At 35.2% G+C, this 20989-nt stretch carries 19 protein-coding genes; 1 reads left to right on the plus strand and 18 read right to left on the minus strand.

Translation table 11 applies throughout. From position 1 onward, the window contains the following. Positions 1 to 207 precede the first annotated feature (207 nt). The 14 genes from QEP06_RS04135 to QEP06_RS04200 all read right to left on the minus strand — a co-directional run bounded on the left by QEP06_RS04135 (position 208) and on the right by QEP06_RS04200 (position 17193). Entirely contained in the window at positions 208 to 1818 is a 1611-nt protein-coding gene (locus QEP06_RS04135; RefSeq protein WP_285269184.1) for an AAA family ATPase, read from the minus strand. A gap of 4 nt (positions 1819 to 1822) precedes the next feature. Next, entirely contained in the window at positions 1823 to 2416 is a 594-nt protein-coding gene (locus QEP06_RS04140) for a hypothetical protein (RefSeq protein ID WP_285269185.1), read from the minus strand. 49 nt (positions 2417 to 2465) lie between these two features. Continuing rightward, positions 2466 to 4598, minus strand: coding sequence for a PIN domain-containing protein (locus tag QEP06_RS04145; protein ID WP_285269186.1), 2133 nt, complete (start codon positions 4596 to 4598; stop codon positions 2466 to 2468). Next, on the minus strand, positions 4595 to 8257 hold the full coding sequence (locus QEP06_RS04150) for an AAA domain-containing protein (RefSeq protein WP_285269187.1): 3663 nt from the start codon (positions 8255 to 8257) through the stop codon (positions 4595 to 4597). Before QEP06_RS04150 ends, QEP06_RS04145 begins: the two co-directional genes overlap by 4 nt. Positions 8258 to 8713: 456 nt before the next feature. Next, positions 8714 to 9301: a hypothetical protein gene (locus QEP06_RS04155; RefSeq protein WP_253311272.1), complete on the minus strand. Its 588-nt coding sequence runs from the start codon at positions 9299 to 9301 to the stop codon at positions 8714 to 8716. Between the two features lie 245 nt (positions 9302 to 9546). Next, complete coding sequence (locus QEP06_RS04160; protein WP_285269188.1) at positions 9547 to 9798, minus strand: hypothetical protein; 252 nt, start codon at positions 9796 to 9798, stop codon at positions 9547 to 9549. A gap of 114 nt (positions 9799 to 9912) precedes the next feature. After that, a complete protein-coding gene (locus QEP06_RS04165) occupies positions 9913 to 10629 on the minus strand; it encodes an ATP-binding domain-containing protein (protein WP_285269189.1) in 717 nt (238 codons plus the stop codon). Next, the gene (locus QEP06_RS04170; RefSeq protein WP_285269190.1) at positions 10580 to 11254 is read right to left on the minus strand and encodes an AAA family ATPase; all 675 of its coding nucleotides are present in this window, start codon (positions 11252 to 11254) and stop codon (positions 10580 to 10582) included. The genes QEP06_RS04165 and QEP06_RS04170 overlap by 50 nt, the downstream gene beginning before the upstream one ends. Before the next feature lie 11 nt (positions 11255 to 11265). Further along, entirely contained in the window at positions 11266 to 12021 is a 756-nt protein-coding gene (locus QEP06_RS04175; protein WP_285269191.1) for a hypothetical protein, read from the minus strand. Beyond that, the gene (locus QEP06_RS04180) at positions 12022 to 12699 is read right to left on the minus strand and encodes a hypothetical protein (protein ID WP_285269192.1); all 678 of its coding nucleotides are present in this window, start codon (positions 12697 to 12699) and stop codon (positions 12022 to 12024) included. It abuts the gene before it with no gap. Further along, positions 12692 to 14368: an NACHT domain-containing protein gene (locus QEP06_RS04185; RefSeq protein ID WP_285269193.1), complete on the minus strand. Its 1677-nt coding sequence runs from the start codon at positions 14366 to 14368 to the stop codon at positions 12692 to 12694. Before QEP06_RS04185 ends, QEP06_RS04180 begins: the two co-directional genes overlap by 8 nt. Positions 14369 to 14818: 450 nt before the next feature. Then, positions 14819 to 15826, minus strand: coding sequence for a DNA-processing protein DprA (locus QEP06_RS04190; protein WP_285269194.1), 1008 nt, complete (start codon positions 15824 to 15826; stop codon positions 14819 to 14821). 10 nt (positions 15827 to 15836) lie between these two features. Beyond that, a complete protein-coding gene (locus QEP06_RS04195; RefSeq protein ID WP_285269195.1) occupies positions 15837 to 16592 on the minus strand; it encodes a hypothetical protein in 756 nt (251 codons plus the stop codon). 4 nt (positions 16593 to 16596) lie between these two features. Further along, positions 16597 to 17193: an HAD family hydrolase gene (locus QEP06_RS04200; protein ID WP_285269196.1), complete on the minus strand. Its 597-nt coding sequence runs from the start codon at positions 17191 to 17193 to the stop codon at positions 16597 to 16599. 164 nt (positions 17194 to 17357) lie between these two features. Here QEP06_RS04200 and QEP06_RS04205 point away from each other — a divergent pair, with 164 nt between their 5' ends. Beyond that, on the plus strand, positions 17358 to 17621 hold the full coding sequence (locus QEP06_RS04205) for a helix-turn-helix domain-containing protein (protein ID WP_285269197.1): 264 nt from the start codon (positions 17358 to 17360) through the stop codon (positions 17619 to 17621). Between the two features lie 106 nt (positions 17622 to 17727). On the opposite strand, the gene QEP06_RS04210 is transcribed toward QEP06_RS04205, so the two are convergent. From QEP06_RS04210 to QEP06_RS04225, 4 genes are read right to left on the minus strand one after another with little or no spacing between them, the layout of a single operon-like run. Further along, positions 17728 to 17970, minus strand: a complete 243-nt coding sequence (locus QEP06_RS04210) for a hypothetical protein (RefSeq protein ID WP_285269198.1) — start codon at positions 17968 to 17970, stop codon at positions 17728 to 17730. Positions 17971 to 18006: 36 nt separating this feature from the next. Next, a complete protein-coding gene (locus tag QEP06_RS04215) occupies positions 18007 to 18396 on the minus strand; it encodes a hypothetical protein (protein WP_285269199.1) in 390 nt (129 codons plus the stop codon). 4 nt (positions 18397 to 18400) lie between these two features. Then, positions 18401 to 20005: a hypothetical protein gene (locus QEP06_RS04220; RefSeq protein ID WP_285269200.1), complete on the minus strand. Its 1605-nt coding sequence runs from the start codon at positions 20003 to 20005 to the stop codon at positions 18401 to 18403. Positions 20006 to 20054: 49 nt separating this feature from the next. Next, entirely contained in the window at positions 20055 to 20960 is a 906-nt protein-coding gene (locus tag QEP06_RS04225) for a hypothetical protein (RefSeq protein WP_285269201.1), read from the minus strand. Positions 20961 to 20989: the final 29 nt, after the last annotated feature.

Here is a 20989-nt window from a genome sequence, read left to right on the forward strand (position 1 = left end):
TCAGTCGTCCTTGCAAACCATTGTCAATATTGAGTTTCTTTGTCATTGAGTGTCGGCTGAGCGTTGTGTTTTTTTATTTTTTTGAAGCGTTGGGATTTTTTTAAAAACAATTTTGTCTGCGTTGGCGAAAAGCAAACTCTTTTGCAAACTTTGGTTTGTGTGTCGGCTTGTGCTGTTTGCAAATGTGCTTGCTTTTGTGTGTTGGCTTTAAAATATATCCTCTTCCTTTTCTCTTTTTGTCTGAACTACTTTCGTTTCTGTTTCTTGCTCGTTTATTTCTAATTTTTCTGTATTTCTTTCTGAACTTGCTGGTCTTGCTCTTGTAGTTGCCCAATCACGAAGTCCGTCAATTTTTCGTTTCATTGTCTGTGAAAGCGGAACAATTTGTTCAATCGCTTTTTCTAAATGCCTTATTGATATTTGCGACTTTTCAGCATCTTCCACATAAGAAAGAAACATTGCTTCTTTTACGGCTTCTTCAATCTCTGCACCATTAAAGTATTTAGACAATTCAGCTAATCTATCAATGTCAGAAATATTGGTTTGACTGTGTTTGTTCAAGTGAATTTGAAAAATATTTTTACGTTCTTCTTGTGTTGGCAAGTCCACAAAAAATATTTCGTCAAATCTACCTTTACGAAGTAATTCAGGCGGTAAGTCGCTAATGTTGTTAGCTGTTGCCACAACAAATACAGGCTTTGTTTTTTCTTGCATCCAAGTCAGAATTGTTGAAAATACTCGTGAATTAGTTCCTCCGTCTTTCTCGCCACCTCCAACACTTAATCCTTTTTCTATCTCGTCAATCCACAAAACGCAAGGTGCAACGGCTTCTGCCGTAGCAATAGCAAGTCGGATATTATTTTCACTACTTCCAACTTCTGCTTGAAAAACTTTTCCAATGTCAAGTCGCAAAAGTGGTTGTTTCCATTCTGTTGCTACACATTTTGCCGTCAAACTTTTTCCGCAACCTGGAACACCTAAAAGTAAAATTCCTTTTGGTTCTTTTAATCCGAAATTTTTTGCTTTTCTTTCAAACGCTTTGCTTCGTTGTTTTAGCCAAAGTTTCAAATTATTCAACCCACCAACATTTTTTTCAAGTTCTTCATTTACTTGGTAATAGTCAAGGATACCACTTTTCTTAATGATTTGTTCTTTTTCGTTGGAAATAATTCGTGTTGCGTCCTTGCTATTTAATCCAACTTTTTGTTTTGCTAATCTAAACGCCAAATCTGCTTCCATATCTGTCATTCCCAAAGCTGAATCAATAAGATATTTTTCAAGGTCTGGATTTACTTCTGCTTTGTCTTTCACAACGTCTAATCGTACTTGTAAATCATCTCTGTCAGGTAAAGGAACATTAACAATCGTAACGTATTTTTCTAATTCATCAGGAAGTTTAAGAAATGGCGACATTAAAATCAAATTCTTGTCGTATGCTTTAAGAATGTTGGTTAGTTTTCTTAAATAAACAATAACTTTTTCATCTCTGAAATACTTATGAAAATCTTCTACAAGAAAAATTTCCTTGCTGCTATTCGTTGAACTTTCAGTATCTCGTTTGATAAATTCAAGTAATTCCTGATAACCTTTTGTTTCACCGTGAGCCTTGTGTTTTTCAACTTTTTCAAGTCTGTTACTTTGAGTTTTAATATGAGATTGAAGCCCGTCAACATTATCCCAAGTGTGAAATGAATAGTCTAATTCAAACGCTATTCTGCGAAGTTTTTGCATTGCTCTGCCATATTCCGAAGTTGCAAGATAAAGCAAAGGATAATTTGCTTTGAGCATATCTTTGATGTCGTCAAATGTTTTGTCCATATCGTTAGTTTTTTGCTTTGATTTTATTGTTTACTGTGCAATAAGATTTTGTTTTGTAGCGTTCGGGAACTTCCTTTCTTTTTATTTCAATTCCTTCTCTACGTTGTGTTCCAAATGCAGAATCTATTTTTAGCATTGCTTCATCAGCAAGTTTATGAATGTCTTCTGGAATGTAATTTGAATCAGTAACAACTGTTCCGTCATTTAAAATTGTAAACTGAATTTCAGTTCGTTTTTCATCTTCGTTTTCTATTTTGGAAACGCCAACCATATAAAACCTTTCTACTTCTTCGTTGTTGGCAACAAAGTCATAATCTCTTTTGAAAGTAAAGCCAACGCCTTCAAATTCTTTTAAAATAGTTTCTTTGGCATAAACAACATTTAGTTTGAAAAATACTCCTTGCAATTCTGCAACAAATTCTTTGGCATTTTTCATATAATAACTGTTATAGCTTACAGTGTCGCCTTTTACTTTTAGTAAATATTCGCCCCGCAAATCTTCTTTTTGATTTGCATTAAGTACAATAAGTTCGTTTTGTCGGATTTCATATTTCCAACCTAACTCATTACAAGCCTTTATTAAAACTTCCTGATTCATCACTTGCGGATTTTTCAGGAATTTGGAAGATTCAAAACAGGACATAATTTTAATTTTTTAAGTTTATAAATGTAGAAACAAAATCATCATAATTCATTACTTGCATTTCAACTGTTTTAGCTTTTTCCTGTAAGCCATTATCATTTGTAATTAAAATTCCGCTTTTGTCTTTGTACATTAAAGCTGTTGCAAGAATGATATTGTCGGGTGATTTTTTGTTGAAGTCAATAGGCAAGAATTTCACATTAGCTTTTGCACGATGAACATTTTTTGCCTTTGAAATTGCTTTAATACTTTTTACAGCAATATCTTTCAGTTGAGCATCAGTTTTAAATTTATCAAGCTCGTCTATTACTTTTCCTGCAATTACGATTTTGTGTTTAGCCGGTATTTTCGATATAATTTCAGGGTCTTTAAAGAAAATATTGGTGTCAACGACAAAAGAATAAACTCTTTTTACTTCTTCAAATTCTTCTTTTTTGCTCTGAATAATCTGTTTTATTCGTTCACTTTTAGCAAACACTTCCGAAGTATCGTAAAGAATTTCCGATTTTACGAATTCAAATTCTTTACAAATATTGTCTAACTCGTTTTCTGTTTCAAGTTTTGCCAACTGTAATTCTATTTCATCAAATTGTTGATTCAATTGTTCGTCCAATTTTTCAATTCTATCGTGTCTAAAAACTTCAATAAGCTCTAATGTCTGGTTAACAATTTCATTGCCTTTAAATGGCAAAAGTTTTAGTTCGTAAAACTCCAATTCTCCCAACTGCTCTTTGGTTACAGATTCTTGAATATCTTCGTTAATTGTTATCGTTACTTCGTTGCAAAGTCTTGTCGAATATTCACCTGAAAATCTTTCAAGAAAGAGTTTTTCCGTTTTTTCTGCTCTTGAATCCCAATTTCTCTTTTGGAAAAATGCCTTATTAAAACCATTTAAAGTTTTGGTTATTGGTTCAAAATAGTGAGAATCAGATTCTGTTTTTGCTATGAGAAAAAGTGAGTTCACTTTTAGCTGTATAACATATAAATTAACAACTTCTTCGGCTATGTTTTGAAGTTGCTCAAATGATTGCCCTAACGATTCATCAAGATTTCTTGGGAAAATGAAAAAGAATCTTGAATCAGTATTTTCAGTTTGCTGAACTATTTTACTTAATGTCTGATAAATATTTGTCGTAACACTTGGCAAACACAAAAACAATTCAATTTTCTTTTTCGGGTCAAAAACTTCGTTTAGACAAGATAAAAACAACTGCTCATCAATAAACTCGTCTTTGAGTAGATTTGATTTTTCTGTGATTATAGTCGTGTTTGTATCATATCCCAAAAGTTGGTTTAAATAACTCTTTGAAAAGTCATTTGTATTTTCTGTTGTTTGTCTTGCTTTTAATTCGGAAAGCAAAGTTTGTTTTACTTCCTCATTTTCATTTACCCATTGGTCAAATTGCTTGTGAATATTTTTGTTTGCAGTATCGTAACAATAAAATTGATACGAATCGTTTTTTACGTTAAACGTAATTGCAACAGGAATTTCAACATAAAAATTTTGTTGTCGTTGCAATTCTGCATCTGTGAAAGAATATTGCTTTTCAGGGTTGTAAATTTCAGGAATTTGAATTGATGCAATTTCTTTCAATGCAGAATCGTCAATCAAATCAACAGCAAATTGTTTATTTGAAGTTGAACCTTGCACAAATTCAAAATACTGTTTGGCTTGTTTGTGGTTGCCCGTTGTGTGGTCAAAGAAAATTGTAAACGGTTTATTTTCTGTAATTCTAAATTTACTTTTCTTTTCAGCGTATTCTCTGCCTGTTGATGTTAGTCTGCAACTTGAAAAGTTTATATCGCCTCCGTCAATCATTCTTCCAAATTCTTGTGATGAAAGTGATTGAAGTGCTTCGGTCAATATTTCTTTTTCAGCTAAGTCAAGAATTTTGTTTGGGTTTACATTCATTCCTAAAATGTCTCCAATTTCTTCGAGACTTAATGAGTTTTCAACTTTAAGTAATTCGCAAATCACTTTATCAAAAGGGTTGAAGGGAATTGCTTCTGTGCAAGTCGCTTTAAACTGTGCTTTGGTGTAATGAAAAGCAAAGGGAATATGACCGAGATAAATTTCGGCATTATTCATTTCTTGTGAAATGCACTTGTAAATTTCTATGTCAATATCATTGCTCATTTATACTTACTTAAAGTTTTATAGTCTTCAATAATTAAACCCTCTTTACGAATAATGTCAATCGCATTTTTGTAAATAGCATCTCCATTTTTGTCTTTGTAGTTCTCAAAGAATTTGAGATTACCAACAACAATTAAAAGCCGTCTTGCTCTTGAAAGTGCTACATTTAAACGTTCGGGTGCTTTTGCAAAACCGATGTCAGCATTTTTTTCAATCAAACCGCCTTTAATCAATTTATCACTTCTTACTGTTGAAACGATAATGATATTTCGTTCCATTCCCTGAAATTTATCAACGGTTTTCAAACGAATTGGTAAGCCCAAATCTTTTTGAGCGTATCGTCTTACATCTTGTAGTTTTTTCACTTGATGTCCGTAGAAACTGATAATGCCAATTTCTTGTTCCTGCAAGCGTTTATCATCATTTTTGATTTTACCCCAATGATTAAAATACTCCTCAAATCCTTTTGAGTTTTTCAGGTATTTCAAAACGTTTTTTACAGTTTCAACTTCTTTTTCGTTTACTCTTGATGTTCCGCTTAGTTCTTCGGGTTCGTTTACATTTATCCAAATCGTATGAATATCGGGCTTGATAAAACCTTCATTCCAAAAGCCGTGATGTCTTGAAAATGGATTGTTCAAATCCTCTGTGTCTGCGTTTTCAATCAATTCTTGTGCAGGTTCAAGTCCTTCGTCTGTTTCACCAGTGTAAAATTGTTTGATTACATTGTTGATTTTGGGGTGCATACGATATTGAATATTCAACCGTGCTGCAATTGATTTGGGAACTTTCGGGTTCATTATCAGTCGTTCAAACTGACTTGTTTCGACAAATTCTTTGCCTATTTCTTCTGCAAGTTTTACCGCTCTTTCGCTTTTTAGTTCCGACAATGCTTCTTTAAACTCTTTTTCATTGAGCATTGGTGGTAATTGCTTATGGTCACCTATTACAACAGATTTTTTACCAAAGCAAAGCGGTAAAAGCATTTCAGGCGGTGTCGCCTTACTTGCTTCGTCCATTATTACTGTGTCAAATTCAACAGGAATCCAATTCCATTTTTTAGTTGGTTCTTCTTTAAATTCAGGTTTAGAATTAAATATGAACTGATAACTCTTTGAAAAATCTCCACTACCACTTGAACTACAAGTGCTACCTACCACATTAGCATATTTGAAATACTTTTCTTTGAAAAGTTGTTTTACGCTTGTTTCGGACTGTGTTAGTTCAAATGCCCAATCTTTAAGAGCCGAGGCGTATTTCGGATTTATTTCTTTGTGTGATTTTTCAGCAATACGATTCATCCAAATTTGAACAGCATTGTTGTATGGATTATCAGGTGCGATTTCTTCTTCGTCCTCGTTTTCCTCTAAAGAATCTTCTTGAAAATCGACTGCCACAAATTTTTCATCAATCCATTTCATTATCCTATTGAATGAATATTTTTTTCCTTCTTCTTCAAATTTGGTGTCTTTTCCAAAACGCAAAGGCTTTACAAGTGTATGCTCTTTATTCAAAAGTTTTTCAATAGCATTATCTACCGCTAAATTTGTTTCAGATGTAAGCAAAACTTTTTGCTGTTGATTTTGGCTGATTAGTTGCCAAATCAATTCTGCAATTACAGTTGTTTTGCCCGTTCCTGGCGGACCTTGCAACAAACACAAATCTCTTGCGTGTAAAGCAGATAGGATTGCTTTACGTTGCGAATCATTTAGTTTCAAAAGTTCATTTCGCTTAACTCTATTCCATTCTTCGCTATCAGGCGAAATGTCTTTAAAAACTTCTTCGGCTTTACTAGAATCAAAAATAAACTGCCCTAATTTTTCATTAACGGCTTTGCCGTTAGGTTTGTCAGTCGGTGCAACAACCTTTGTCATTGCTTGTTTTAGCCAACCTATTTTTGCTTGGTCGCCAATTAAGTTTGGTTCAACCTGATTGATAGGTTTCTTTTCCTCAACGTATTCAAGTAATTGTTTGGCTAACTTTTGCTCGTCTTTTCTTCTTGTTGAAATTGAGAAAATCAAACTTGATAAGTCAGATTCTTGTGCAATCAGTTTTCCGATTGATAAATATTTTTTTCTGTTTCCTTCTTCTCCAATAGGAACTTGAAAATCAACATTTGCGAGGTCGCCAATTCTTTCAAAGAAAACTTGTTTCTCTGTTTTGTTCTTTAATAGGTTGGTTTTAACCTTAAATTTAAAGTCGGGTTGTTCGGGTGAAATAGTAAATTGAAATTTATTTATCGCTTGCAGTTTTCTCAATTTCTCTAAACATTCTTCTTTTGTTTCAAAGTCGTAAGAAATTGTTCCCATTAAAGTATTCGTTTCAACTTTAAAATCAAGCGTATAAATATCTCGTTTGATGTCGTTCCAAAAATCTTCGGTAAAATTGGAGGCAAATCCTTGTTTACTATATTTCCTTTGGAACACATAAGATTTACGCATTAAGACATTTTCTTTACCGTAAATTTTTTGTAGTGTTCTTGCAAAAATGGTTAAATCAAATTCATCTGCTCTATATACAGTAAATATGTTGTTGGTTGGTTTGGGTAAAAGCAATTCAGGAACGTTTGTTCCCTTAGAAAATTTATCGCCAAAAGTTAGATGATACTTTGTATTGAGTTTAGAATTTGTGATAATATCATTTCCATTGTTGATTACCTTAAAATCGCCTTTAAATTCTCGCAGTTCATAATTTTGGCTATCTAAATAGCCAACTAAATGATGTACTGGAATATCAACTGGCGTAACAACTAATTTTTGATGTCCTTTTTCGTTTTTTTTATCAAAGACAAAAATTCCAAATCCTGCATTACGAAAATAGTTATTTACTCTTTCGGAAATGTTTAAAGGTTTTAATTTTAAAATTGTTGCAATTCCTTTTTCTCGTTCAATTTTGTCCTTGAACTTTTTATGTATTATCGCATCAAGTCCACGATAGATGTCGTCAAATTGTAAAAATATATTTCCTTCATCATCAAAGGTTTCGTTTATACTAAACTCGTTCAGTAATTCTTCTTCAAAGTCTTTGTATTCCGAACTATCATCAACAAACAAATCAACTTTGAACTTGTATCGGGTCGTTTCTCCACTATCATTTTTTACTTCAAAGGGCTGATGATACTTCTTGACCTTAAAAGGTTGGGCGTTTCGTTTTAAAAGAATGTCTTGTGCTTCAATCCATTTTTCCCAAATTTCACGGTCGTTTTCAATTTTAGTTTTAGGAAGAATATCAAGTTTCTTAACTCTGTCAAATAAACTAACCTGTTCCCTGATTGGAAACCTTGATTCGTTTATGTCAATGAATACAAGTTTGCAAGATTCTTCAATGAAATATTCTTTTTCTTCGGGAATATAAATTGGCTGAACTATCCGTGATTTTTTATTGCTTTTAACCTTAGCTTTGTAGCTGAAAGTTTTTTCGTCCCAATCAACGTAAAGTTCAAATTGAAATTCTTCGTCTGTTAAAGGAATAATAATTTTCTGTTCGTTGTCTTTTACTTTCAGAAAATAACATTTCAGTTCTTGTCCGTCAATAAGGTTTTTAAGTTGTTCAAATGTCTTTTGATTAGAGTTGTCAAAATCGGCAATAATTTTATCGTGCCAACGAACAATCAGTTCAATGGCATTACCCGCTCCAAATATGTCCTCGTGTATTGGCATCTGAAAATTTAAGAAAGTTGAAAATTGTATTTGATTGTGGGCTGGAAAAATTGGCTCTTTTGGTTTTGCGAAACGGTCGCATTGTGTGTCGGGGCAAAACCAAATGTGCCAATGTGCGGTTGGCTAAAATTGTTTTTAAAAAATGTGTGTTGGGGAAAAAATAAAAAACATAGAATAGGCAATGAGTGTTGGCTTACTCGTTGTCCGTTCGTAGTATGGTCTGTATGTCGTTCACTTTTCAAAATGGTTTGTCTTAGTTTTCCTGTTTAAATTTTGTTCGTCTGTTCGTTGTTTGCACGGTCGTCATACCATTGGCTATAACGGTTGGGTATTTCTGTTGGCGGGGATTATTATAACAGGTCTTTGTACATATAACGAAATAAACAACTAGCGAAAACCTTTATGATGTGAACTTCAGCCCCGCTAATAGAAATACTTTGTTATGTGCTGTGCTTTTTAACGATATTCTTTAATTTTTTGTAAAATTATTGAATCTTTTTTGTCCGTGTTTTTATTAATCAAGAGATTTAAAATTTCTGTGTAAAGGTGTCTTTGTTTTTCGTTTGGTCCATTCAGCGGATTCATTTGTACTAAATTTCCATTAGAATATAATACAACAATATTTGTTGACATTCCATCAAAAGCAGGTGTGGAATTTCTATCGGAAAAATCTTCGGATTTTAATGAATCTGAAATTATCTTTATTTCTTCAACTTCAGATTTAGTCAAGCTTATTTTGAACGGATTTAGCTTTGGACGTTCATTTATGAATTCATTATATTCAATTTCCTCTTCTTTTGAATGCTTACCCTCTTTATTCGGTGGTGGCGGTGGCATCGGGCTATAAGAAGTTGGGCTGTAAAAAATTAAGTAGCTTTCTTTTAAGTTAATGATTGTTTCAGCAGGTTGGTGAAAAGTTGGATAATACCCAATTTTAATCAAAATAGGTTCAACATCAATATTTCGCGCAACTATTTTCTCATTTTTCTTATCGCAAGAAATCAATATTAAAAAGCAAAAAAAACTTTGTATAACTGGTTTCATAGCATTGCACATAACGTCCGGCGTATATGGAGCGTTGCGGCTGCTGCCCCAGATCTCCGTACAAAATCCGGACTTTAAACTTAGCGAAAATTCTGATACAAAAGCAGACTTCCGCAATCCGCCATATACGATGTTACCGCCCGTACGCGCGAGGAACATAAAACCGGAGCGACTTAGTGATCACGAAATGCCGGAACCCGTTGTCCTGCTCTCGGAAAAAGCCCGGATTTCCAATGCTGAATTAATTACAAAAACGGATTTTGGACCGGCGGAAGGTAGTATGGGCGGTAACGGTTTGCAGCTACAAGAAGTTGGCGATTTCGGAGACGAAAACTGTCTGCCACCACTGAACTTGATACGAAGCACAAAGCTTCAATTAACCACTGAACCGCCAATTTCTTGTAGGTGCTGTTACCACCAGTGCTTTCTTGTCTGTCGAGGTTTGGATGGCCTGTTTTGCTTACTCTCATTTGTCTTTCTGTAGTGCGGTGGGGCATTTTTTGAAAATTTCTTTTTCTCTTGGGTTGGCTTTGCAAGCTCTTTGACAAAGCTTTGGTTTCAGCGTAGGCTGGTGCGGCTTTGGCAATGTGCTTGCAAAAAAGCGTGGGATATTAGAACTTCTCGATTTGATTTATTCCTCTTGTTACTGCTGTGTATTGCCATTTTAATGATGGAATACCCATTGTGTTTACAAAAACTTTTTTCCATTCACCGCCTTGAGCTTTGTTACAAGTTATTGCGTATCCATAGGTAAGTCTTAGAGCTCCAACGTATCTATCGTCACCCGGCATATTGCTGTCTCTAAAAATCTTGTTCTTGGTGTATCTTTGTCTGCGAAGTTCATTTTCCAGTTTTCCGTCTAAAACTCCCCCTGGAGACAGGATAGTCTCTAAAAGTGCATAGTCTTCAATAATAGTCTCGGTTTCGCTGAATAGAACTTTAATTTTTACTGCTACGAAATGAAGTCCTGCAACCTGTTCCTGTAAATTCCAGTCAACTGATAAAAGCACAACGTGGTCACCATTGTATAACTGTATTCCGTTTCGATACCAGTTTTGTGTCACCATCAGCAGGTCACCTTGTTCCAGAATCTTTTTAGCATTTCCAAATATTCTTTCTCTCACCAAGTCATTGAAAAACTTGTTGGCTTTATGAGAAACACCTATGGCTACTTGATTTTCAAGACCGTCTTTTTTGACGTTTGCTGCGTATTTGTCTGCTGCTGCGTATATGTTTCTGTTTTGTGTACCTTTAATTGGATGGGATTTTTCACCTCTGTCAATAGCTTTTCCTGATATCTGTTGCGTTCTCAAGAATATAGCTACCATCTTCTTGTCTTTTCACTTCAGTCAGTAAATAGGAGTTGCCTTTCAGGTTGAATGTCCTTTCAAGGAATTCCTTATTCAAAGCATAAGATTCTGCTTCATCAATTGGTGGAAGTTGGTATCGGTCACCAAGAAAAATAATTTTGTTGTTTACGTTTGCATTTTTGATGTAGGCAATTAAGTCATAGATTAAGCCTTTCTCTACTTGAAATAGATTCTGTTCCTTATCAATATCTTTCGGAATCATCGAAGCTTCATCAATGATATATATTGTTGGGTTCGCATTGTGTCCTAATTTCAGTTTAAAGGTAACCTTCCCTGTTTCATTGTCCGCCTTTGGAGCATAAATCATTGAATGTATTGTCGATGTTGTAGTTTTAGCTTTTCTTCCAAGAATTCTAGCAGCACGCCCAGTTGGAGCTGATATTTTATAGGGCTTACCCAATTCATTCAAATAGCCAATTAAAGCAGCAGTGATGGAGGTCTTTCCAGTTCCTGCAGCACCACAAAGTACCATAAAATCATACTGGTTTTCGGATGAAACAAAGTCTTCCATTGCTTTAAGAACACCTGATTGTTCAACCGTTGGCTGAGTGAAGTGTAAAAACTCAAATATTTTGAAATTCACTTTTTTTAAATTTATTGGTTGAAAAAAATAGTTGTATTAACTTTAATTAATTGCTTCGATTTCATTTCCAAAGCACTTTTTATAGCTGAAATATTGAATCTTTCTAAATTATGCTTTATAATAAACTTACTTGCTAATGAAATTGCATCTTTTCTTTTTTCTTCTAGTAATTTTATGACATATTTAGAAATATATTCATCATTTTCATTTACTAATGCATATAATTCATAGGCCTGTACATAATATTTGTTTTTAAATAGTCTATTAAATGCTTGAAATAATAGACCTTTTTGTGTTTCGGTCCATTGAAATTTATTTAAGTACGGAACAAGCCAAATTAAAAAAGTAAGTTTTTTAAGATTGATTACATAATTCAAGTATATGAGCATTTCATTGTGATTGACACTATTCATAAGTAACTCAAAATATTTTTTATCTCTTTTGCCATATGGATTCCTAAAAGTATTTCTCTTTGAAAGAAAAAGCCTATCTGCATCATTTAACTCCAATAGAGTTAAGATCGACTCAATTGGTTGAAGTTCAAAGTTTGATATGGCCTTTTCCTTCAAAGATTCTTCTAATTCATTTAACGGTTTAATGGATGTTGTTAAACATTGAGAAGCTAAGTGCATATTTTCCTGACTAAGATTTATAACAAAGTTGGACTTTAGACTCTCACTCTTAAAAAGGTCTGAATATAGTTTCAGGACTTCTGACCATTCAGGCTTGCAAGCCAATTCCTTTATATCTAATATTTTTCTATTCATCTACATTTGATAATAATTTTCCAACCATTTAGAAATTTTGTAGGAATCCCTGCTACCCTTTTTATGGAGAAGATTTATTAGATATTCTTTTGAGTACTCATTTCCGAGTTTATATAGGCAAATTAATTTTAAAACAAGCTTATAGCTTATCCTTTTTTTTATCAAGGTTAGTGCTTCTATTGCTTCCGCTGCTTGGTCACTTGAAATGGAATATTTATCAAAAGGCAACAAATAGGTAATAATCCATTTAGAATAAATGTTTCGCCTATTTCTTATTAGTTTGGATAGCAAGGAAAAAATAGTTTCCTGATTTAAATGACTTAAACCAATATAAAATAGCTCACGAATATTTCCTTTAGCGTAATATTTTTCCAGAAAATCCAAAAAATAATTTTCATCACCTAATTTCAGAATTACAATAGTTTCAGTAATTAAGTCAGGCTTTTCCTTGCCATTTAAGTATTTTAAGACGGCAATATCCTTGAGATTTTCTGTTGTATTAGCATTTTTTTGAGTTGATGATAACTCACAATCAGCCGCTAATGATGTATCGCTTTGAGAAAGGTCAATTATAAAATCCCCTCTTTCCTCTTGGGTATCGAAAAGTCCTGAATACAATTTGATTGTTTCAGCCCAAGCTGGATCATTTTTGTATTTATCAAGAAGTGCCTTAGCCATTGCCTGACGTAATTAATTGCATCAAAAATTCGGCAGCATAATACTCTTGATACAGCTCGTGACTAAAGCTATATTGGTTGTTGTCAATTACGAGTATATTTAAGTCAATGGCTTTTCTCAAGAAATCAAGCAAGTTTATTGGAACGCCCAACTGCTCTTTCCTTTGTTCCAAAAGAGGAATAATGTATTCGTCTCTATCAAGTCCAGAATTTGAACCTGTCAAATCACGAGTTTGAAAACCTAAATAGCATAGTAGCATATGAAACAATTCAATATCAAAATCAATAATTTGTTTCTGTTCTCTTAGGTAAAGACTACGCATAAATGCTCGAATTATTTTCCCTTTTTCATTTGGTATTTTGCCTTCCTTTAAAACCACAGCAATAAGCATCGTAAGCATCAAAGGCGTTTGGATGATCCGCTTTAATCGTTCGTTCGAGTTTATTTCATTCAGGAGATAGTCTTTTACAGTTTTGCCATTTTTGGTGATGAAATCATCGATTTGTTTGTCACCCATTTTTTGGAGAGTAAAAACAGGAATTTTTCGTTTTAATAGATTATTGTCAAATTCTCGGTTGTAATGTTGTGGTCTTCCGGTAAACAAGAAGAAATTTTTCGGATATTCTTCCAATAGGTTATTGATTTGATTGAATACCGAAACTTTAATATTTTTCTCAATCTCATTCAATCCGTCAAGAAAAATGTTTAATCTGCCTTTGTTCAATAGTTCTTCAAAAATTGCAGAATCAAGTTTCAATTTTGATTTAATCTTTTCAAGAATAGAGTCTTTATCAGTTAGATTTTTAAGTTCAAGGTAAACGGGGATGTTTTTTTTGTTGTCTAACAATGCTGCTTGAGCATCTTGTAAATGAAGAAAGAGTAATGTAGTACTTTTCCCCATCCCGACATCACCAAGCAAAACCATCTTTCTTTCTTTTATGGTCTTCCGCAAATTATCAATTGTACCTTCTCTTACTTCTTGATCTTCCTCTGTTTCTTCTTCATCTGATTCAATTAATTCACGGGCATAAAGGTCTACTTCAGTAAATGTTTCTTTGCCTTCAATATGCACAAATCTGGATTGCAGAAATTTTATTCGTTGAACTTCGGAATTCAAATATTGACTAACATCAAAAGGATTAATAGCAACTTTTAATGCTTTTTGATGTTTGTATGTGGCATATAAGTACATTACAAAAACACTTCTAAGCTTTTCCCAAATTTCACTGTTACTCCAATTTTCACATTGATGGCTCTCGTCATTTCTTAAATCATACGAAACCCAATAGTCATCTTTGAATGGAGATTTCTTAAGATCAAGTGCAGATAGAACTGCCGAAAGTCCATCCTTATCATTGTGAATGTTCAAATACATTGGTTTGTTAACCAAGAAAAGAACTTTTCGGAGATATGGCTCTATTTTAACTGCATCACCGAAATATGTGTTTATATCGACTCTAGGCAGTTTATCAATGAAGATTCTATGAAAAGCATTAGGTACTCTCTCCGTTAGACCATTAATTTTTCCATCTTTAGTTTCAACAGGAAACTGTAAAACTTGGATAAAGAGGTCTAGAACTTCATCAATTTTGAGTTGTGGCTCTTTTGGAAGTATATTCCTTGTTTCGAGTTTAATCTCATTTTTTATTGTTGTCCAATCTATTTTCATACTCATTTATTTTTGGTAAAACGGCTCTTTTGGTTTTGCGAAGGGTCGGCTTGCGTGTCGGGCAAAACCAAATGTGCCGTTTGTGCGGCTGGCTAAAAGAAATTTTAAAAAATGCGAAGGGTCGGCTTTTTTTTTTCCTTCTGTCACCTGTCCCAATAGCAAAACACAGTCAGCTTGAAAGTCTGTCCGCTTGGTCGTTATGGTCTGTATGTCAAGTCCATTTTCAGTCATTGTCTTGCTGTGTCGTCTGTCTTTTTAGCATTGGTGGTAACGGTTTGCGGCTTGGCGTAGTGGCGGATATTTAGCACAAAAGTTCAATCGAAGAACTGCACTTGAACCTACCACAAAACTGTCATACGAAGCACTGCACCCGCCATTACGCCAAACCGCTGTTGGTGGCTGGTGTTCTTGTTGTCCGCTATTTGATTTTGTTATCAATTTCTGTTTTTGTTAGTCAAATAAATTTCCTTGCTGAAAAGTTGTTGTGCTTTTAACTGTCGGCTGTTTGTCTAAAATTTTAGAAACAGTTTCGTAAACATTTTCCTGTGTTATTATTGTGATGTCTCTTTGTTCTTTGATTAAATCTCTGTTTAAGTCAAACATTGGATTGTTTTCGTCAATATGTTTGTCATACATTACTGCTCTCGGAATACCATAATCTTTTGCGTAACACATTGCTAAACGAGCACCACTATCAAGTTTTTGTCCAAACATTTGCCAACGTTCAGCAGAATTTTGGGCATAGCTTGCAGCCAAAACAATTGTGTCGCAGAACAACGCTTGTAAGCGGTCTCTTTCTTTATAACGACTACTTAGTTCCATTTGGCTTTTAAAATCAGTTCCATATTCTGTAACAAGCAAACCACCTTCTTCTACAATTTGGAACGCTAAACCTTTATTTCTAACTGGCATTATACTACTGAGTGGGCTTGGCAAAACTGCAACGGTTCTACCATTTGAATCTAATGCTTGTTGATGCGATATGCTGTCGCAACCAAATGCTAAACCACTAACTATGGTTGCACCTTTTTTTACAAATTCAGCAACGATTTTTCTTTCCCTTTCTTCTATATCGCCTTCTGGATTTAATAGTCCAATTACAGTGATGTTTGAGTTGTCAATACTCAATAAGTCTATATTGCCTTTGTAATAAAGAAAAATAGGTCTTTCACTTTCTTTCACATTGCCACGATGTTTAGGAAAATCTTTATCTCCCAATGCTACAATCCCGTCACAAATTTCATTGTCAAACTTTTCCAAAAGTTTATTTTCAAAATTATTTCTAAGACGTTCAAATTCATCTTCGTTTGTTTGTTCACCTTTGATTGTTTTGTTTAGCAAAGACACAATAGTTTCAATACTTTCGTTGCCCTTCAAATTTTTTACAATCCAAGCATTTCCAATTCCTTTGTAGGATTTGGTTGTTAAAATATTTAATGCGTTATGGGTATATTTCATTGCCGCTAAATTATTGATTTCGTGATACAGTTTTTCCAATGGAGTAAAAAGTAACGGAGTTAGCTCCTTTGTCCATTAATGCTTGAATTGCATCTTCATCAATGTTTACACTTTTCGTGTATAAATCATCAATGAGTAAAATGTCTTTGCCATTGACCTGTCCTGAAATTGTGCAGGTCTCTTTTGTGATTCCTGGATATGGCAAATTTCCGTCACCACCTTCGCCATTTCTGTCTAAATGCGTTGTTCTTGTGTTTGTGTGTCGCACAATGTAATTAGTTCCGTTTTCAAAATTCGTCAATTGGTCAACCACATTACTAATTACCCTTCTAAAGAGTAATTGGTCGGCTCTATAATAATTTTCCGCTTTTGAGCGTGGAACAACACAAACAGCAAGATTGTTTTTTCTTACCTGTCGAAGAATTTCTGGTAAATCTTGCCTTAATATTGCTGATAATTGTTGTTGGACGTTAGGTAGTCTTTCAGGAAATGGGTCAACGTCATTCTTAAAGGTCCAAATCAGATTTTCAATACTATTGAGAATTTGCCACGAACCACCACTATTATAATCAGCGTGATAAAATGCAGTTGTATCTTGATGGAGAAATTTGCTAACTAACCGAATTTCATCAGAATCATTTACAAAAAATCCCGTGTTTGCAACTCTGCCCCTTCGTCTTTCTCCAATTAGATTTCGGAAAAACTCTTCTCGGTGACTTGGGACACCATACCATTGGTCTTCTGATAAAATTGAAAAACTTTCCATTTTTTTATTGATGAATTGGGTTAATGATTGAAATACCAGCTTTTTGAGCGTCCGCAATTTCGATTTCTTCATTTTCAAAAGCAATAACAAGATTGGGCGGAACGCCCAATTTTAAAATTGCGTTTTGAAATTTGTTTATCTTTTTGCCATTGTCGTCAAACTCTCTACAAAAAATGTAGCTGAATTTATCATCGAGTCCGAAATGCTTTAATGTCGTTATCGCTCTGTCTTTACGGCAATTGGTAACTAAAACGGTCTTGTTTGTTTTTGAATATCTGAAAAGTATATCTGCTATTTCTGGGTTTAATTTTGTTTCGTGTAGAAAGTCGTTGTAACAGGTTTCCTTTTCTTGGATTATTCTTTCGTATTCGTTGTCTGTCAAGTTTGGAACAGCGTTTATAAGACTACTGCGGTTAAAGCGTTTGTCAGAGTTGTATGTTAAGTCGTGGTCTGATTTTGTTACAGAAATTATTGCTTTCTTGTAAGAAAGAAAGTTTGCAAGGTTTGTATCTACCAATGTTCCGTCCATATCGAAGAATAAAACTGTGTCTGACGTGATTTTACGGTCAAGGTCTTGGTTTGATTTGTCTTGTTGCTCCATTCTTCTGTTCCGGTTTTTGTTTAGGTGGTCGTCCGTTACACTTGCCACCAACGTCCGGCGTATATGGAGGGTTGCGGCTGCTGCCCCAGATCTCCGTACAAAAACCGGACTTTAAACTTAGCGAAAATTCTGATACAAAAGCAGACTTCCGCAATCCGCCATATATGATGTTACCGCCCGTACGCGCGAGGAACATAAAACCGGAGCGACTTAGTGATCACGAAATGCCGGAACCCGTTGTCCTGCTCTCGGAAAAAGCCCGGATTTCCCATGCTGAATTAATTACAAAAACGGATCTTGGACCGGCGGAAGGTAGTATGGGCGGTAACGTGCAGTTATATGCCGGTGGTAAATCTGCCGTCGAACTTGCGCAGCTTTTCAATGTCCATAAAGCGACAGTGTATAGAATAATAAATAGCAGTAAGTAATAAAGATATTAATAACTAATTGCATAAATGCTTATGAAACCTATTATTGATTGCAGGTGTGTGTCGCTCTGCTCACGATATCATTTGTGGTTATACCTTTTGAAAATCACATAAATACCAGTCGCTTATTTTGCAGGACTACTTTTTTCGCAAAAGAAAAAGAATCTGAACCAATAATTAGTGTGCTGTCAAAATCTCTTTTCATAAATTCTATTCTCAGCGCGCTGCCGTACGCTGCCCTCGCATTTCCCCATCCCTGTAGGCCTACCAGTCGGTTAAAAGCTTCAACAAGTTCTTGATCAGTGAGTTTTTCCAGACTTTGCTGGTAATTGTAGTGGTCGTTCTTCATTTTTATCTTTTTTAATGAAATTATAGCTTTTCAATTTTACTTTTTTCTTCCGCTTTTTTTGTCATATCCATCTGTGGATTCAAGTAGAATATTTTGGTCACTATATTCTATAAGAACCCGGTTCTGCGAAAAGGTTTTCGCCAGTAACCCTGCTAGCGCGGTAACAGTTTTTCGGAAGTGCTTCTTCTTCTTCACTACGCTTCCCGGATAATTAATGAACCGGATCGCCAGATGCTTCTCGGTAAGGTTTCCACAAACGAAATCAAATTCGTAAATCCCCGGGCTGAACATTAGTTGGTGGTCTGCGCTCCTTTCCAACTGCCAGTTCTGGATGTAGGCGACATATTCTGCTTTGGTATAGTATTCACCGGTATATCCCTTCTGAAGCCCAATATTAATGGTTCCTGTATATTTATTTTTACTCATGGTTTTAGATGTTTTTCTCACCGTTTATTTCATCACTAAATTTAACCCACCGGGCAACGAGCCGGTCAAATTGTGATCCGTATCCCTGCATCATTGCTGCATAAAGATTAATCTTGTTACTGTCGGTCAGTTTGCTGAAAACATCTTTTCTTTCTTCCTCATTGTAGGGAGTTATATCAATCATGGTTTTGTTTCCTTCACGCATCATATATTCAAAGGCAGAAAATGGATCGGTTTCACTGACATACTTGAAAATGCCGCTTTCCAAGACTTCTTTTAAAACGGTTTTAAAGAAACTTTTGGTCCAGTTACCGCAAAGATTTTCCGGGAAAATACTAGGGTTATTTCCTATTCCCGCATAAAGCATTTCCACATAAAAATTCATATTAAATTCCAGACTGTTTTCTCTGCTGTCAAATTTGAACTTGTCAAAACCCCGCTTCCAGCTGTTTGCGTTTACGTCCACCATGATATACAACTTATCCAGATACCTGATGAGCTCAGGCATAATCTGCTGTCTTTCCTGTTCACACATGATTTCACCGCTGAAATAATCCCACTGCACGGCGTGGAATGGCCTTAGCATCGTCAGAATAAATCCTCTGGCTTCATAGTCGTCTTTTTTCGTTACAAAATAACTCCGTCCCTCATGGATGTAGCGGTAAATAATTTCCTGGGGTGCAAACGCTTCGCTACCAAGGGATGCTTCCTTGTCGGCTTCATCTATAATCGACATTGCAGGAGTATTGATGAATTCATCAAGTACCATAAATTCGCCGTCTTTTACTTCACAGATTTGCAGAACTTTTTCAAAACCCGATAACTGAGATTTACAAAGCATAGCGATCTTCTGTCCTTCCAAAGCAGCCTTCAACTCCGCGGTAATCTTTGGTGTAGTTCCGAACTGCGTCCCGATGAAAAAGGGGATTCGGGAATCTTCCTTCTTTACAAACTCCTCATACCGAACGGTATCCGTTTTGGATTCAGGAAGACTGTTACTGTGATAGTGGCAGTTAAGTTTTTTAAAGGTCACAAAGCGAGTTTTTTCATCATTTTCAAACTTCCGGTACCAGTAATTCGTCTGCACATCTGGCAGGTAGTAATTAATACTCTCACAGCCACTGTAGCGATAAAAAAGTTCCTTATAAATGGCGGGATATTCAAACTCACTGTATTCTAACACACGCTCATCTTTTTCCTGTAAATAGGCAAGAAGTTTTTTGCTTACAGAGTCCACCAGTGTTTTGCCCCAATACATTTCGCAATACATCATACAGTCGGTCACTAGGACTGTTCTGAGCTTTTTGGTGACAGAATTATTGCTGAGTATTTTTTGTCTTCCTTTTTCCGGCAGTTTGCGGAACTTTTGATGAACCGTTTTTAAGGTAGTCACGATGTTGTCCGCCATACTTACCAGATTGTTTTTCACGCCTTCTTCAATAAAGTTGATGTTCTCAGCGAAAAAATCCACCTTTATCCCGTCATACGGAAAATGAAGTTCCAACTCCAGATAGTGGGGGTGCTCGGTTTGGGTTGTGAAAAGAATGTTTTTACTGCCTGAATTTACATGATAAAGTTTTTCAGTTGTGGTGTGCTTGGTATCTGTCATTCGTTCTGCTTTTTTAAATTTACTTTTAAATTGGAATAGACGGTAGTGCTTATTTTAGTGATTTCGCTACAAAAATCCTCTCATTTCTGAAATAGGCGATCTCTTTCCTTTTACCGTTTTTCACTTCATAGATTCCTAAACCGGCTATAAGGCCTGAAAGTTTACTTTTACCGAGTACTGCTATTTTTTGCCCTTCCAGTTGTCCAAACTTTTCATCCGTAAAAGTGGGAATGAGTCCGAATTGCGTACCGAGAAAAAAAGGCATAAAACCTTCTTTTGGTGTTAGAAATTCATCTTCACTTACAGCGCCATATAGATGTTTAGGCATCTCGAATTGCGGGTTAGGTGTTCTTATTGTCTTGAAGCGGATATGACCATAATTCGCATCTGCTTGAAGATTCTCCGCCCAGAAAATGGTCTTTTTTAAGATGATGTTTTTGTCAATATCTTTTACAAAATCGTTCTCATCAAGTATCCGTTCCAATTCTCTTTCATAATTTTGTGCTTGAGGATTAACAAAATCAATTTCTCCGGTACTAATTAGATCCGAAATGCTTTCTGTGAGGCGGGTGGCCGCCCGTTTACTGAGGAATTGCAGATCATCAGCATCAATCTGCATTGCGTCTAAGGCATTTATCGCAAAATCAAAACGTCGCTTTTCTCGGTGCAGACTTGCTGCCATCGAGCGCACGTGTTGCTGCAGCGGTGCTGCGTTCACAAGTATCTTTTCACTGTTTTTCACAACTGTTTCACAGATTCGGTACAGAGCATGTATCACCGGTTTGGGATCTACCTGAACTTCTCTCGTGGTCAGTCCGTGGTTTTCTTTGAAGTAGTCGAACTTAACTGCTACAAAGGGATAGAGTAGTTCCCCTTCAAGATAGAAATCCTCTTCTTTGATTATTTTGCAGATAATGGGTTGACTTCCGCAATAGGTTATAACAATTTTTTCCATGATGTAATTTTGATTTCGCTGATATCTTT

The organism is Kaistella rhinocerotis (assembly GCF_030243905.1).
Lineage (GTDB): Bacteria > Bacteroidota > Bacteroidia > Flavobacteriales > Weeksellaceae > Kaistella > Kaistella rhinocerotis.

What these genes read in the sequence shown, in the direction of transcription:
- QEP06_RS04185 (WP_285269193.1), bottom strand. Translation starts at nt 14,368, where the DNA reads ATGAAAATAGATTGGACAACAATAAAAAATGAGATTAAACTCGAAACA.
- QEP06_RS04175 (WP_285269191.1), bottom strand. Translation starts at nt 12,021, where the DNA reads ATGAATAGAAAAATATTAGATATAAAGGAATTGGCTTGCAAGCCTGAA.
- QEP06_RS04190 (WP_285269194.1), bottom strand. Translation starts at nt 15,826, where the DNA reads ATGAAATATACCCATAACGCATTAAATATTTTAACAACCAAATCCTAC.
- QEP06_RS04135 (WP_285269184.1), bottom strand. Translation starts at nt 1,818, where the DNA reads ATGGACAAAACATTTGACGACATCAAAGATATGCTCAAAGCAAATTAT.
- QEP06_RS04195 (WP_285269195.1), bottom strand. Translation starts at nt 16,592, where the DNA reads ATGGAAAGTTTTTCAATTTTATCAGAAGACCAATGGTATGGTGTCCCA.
- QEP06_RS04200 (WP_285269196.1), bottom strand. Translation starts at nt 17,193, where the DNA reads ATGGAGCAACAAGACAAATCAAACCAAGACCTTGACCGTAAAATCACG.
- QEP06_RS04155 (WP_253311272.1), bottom strand. Translation starts at nt 9,301, where the DNA reads ATGAAACCAGTTATACAAAGTTTTTTTTGCTTTTTAATATTGATTTCT.
- QEP06_RS04215 (WP_285269199.1), bottom strand. Translation starts at nt 18,396, where the DNA reads ATGAGTAAAAATAAATATACAGGAACCATTAATATTGGGCTTCAGAAG.
- QEP06_RS04145 (WP_285269186.1), bottom strand. Translation starts at nt 4,598, where the DNA reads ATGAGCAATGATATTGACATAGAAATTTACAAGTGCATTTCACAAGAA.
- QEP06_RS04210 (WP_285269198.1), bottom strand. Translation starts at nt 17,970, where the DNA reads ATGAAGAACGACCACTACAATTACCAGCAAAGTCTGGAAAAACTCACT.
- QEP06_RS04205 (WP_285269197.1), top strand. Translation starts at nt 17,358, where the DNA reads ATGATGTTACCGCCCGTACGCGCGAGGAACATAAAACCGGAGCGACTT.
- QEP06_RS04140 (WP_285269185.1), bottom strand. Translation starts at nt 2,416, where the DNA reads ATGAATCAGGAAGTTTTAATAAAGGCTTGTAATGAGTTAGGTTGGAAA.
- QEP06_RS04225 (WP_285269201.1), bottom strand. Translation starts at nt 20,960, where the DNA reads ATGGAAAAAATTGTTATAACCTATTGCGGAAGTCAACCCATTATCTGC.
- QEP06_RS04150 (WP_285269187.1), bottom strand. Translation starts at nt 8,257, where the DNA reads ATGCCAATACACGAGGACATATTTGGAGCGGGTAATGCCATTGAACTG.
- QEP06_RS04180 (WP_285269192.1), bottom strand. Translation starts at nt 12,699, where the DNA reads ATGGCTAAGGCACTTCTTGATAAATACAAAAATGATCCAGCTTGGGCT.
- QEP06_RS04160 (WP_285269188.1), bottom strand. Translation starts at nt 9,798, where the DNA reads ATGCCCCACCGCACTACAGAAAGACAAATGAGAGTAAGCAAAACAGGC.
- QEP06_RS04220 (WP_285269200.1), bottom strand. Translation starts at nt 20,005, where the DNA reads ATGACAGATACCAAGCACACCACAACTGAAAAACTTTATCATGTAAAT.
- QEP06_RS04165 (WP_285269189.1), bottom strand. Translation starts at nt 10,629, where the DNA reads ATGGTAGCTATATTCTTGAGAACGCAACAGATATCAGGAAAAGCTATT.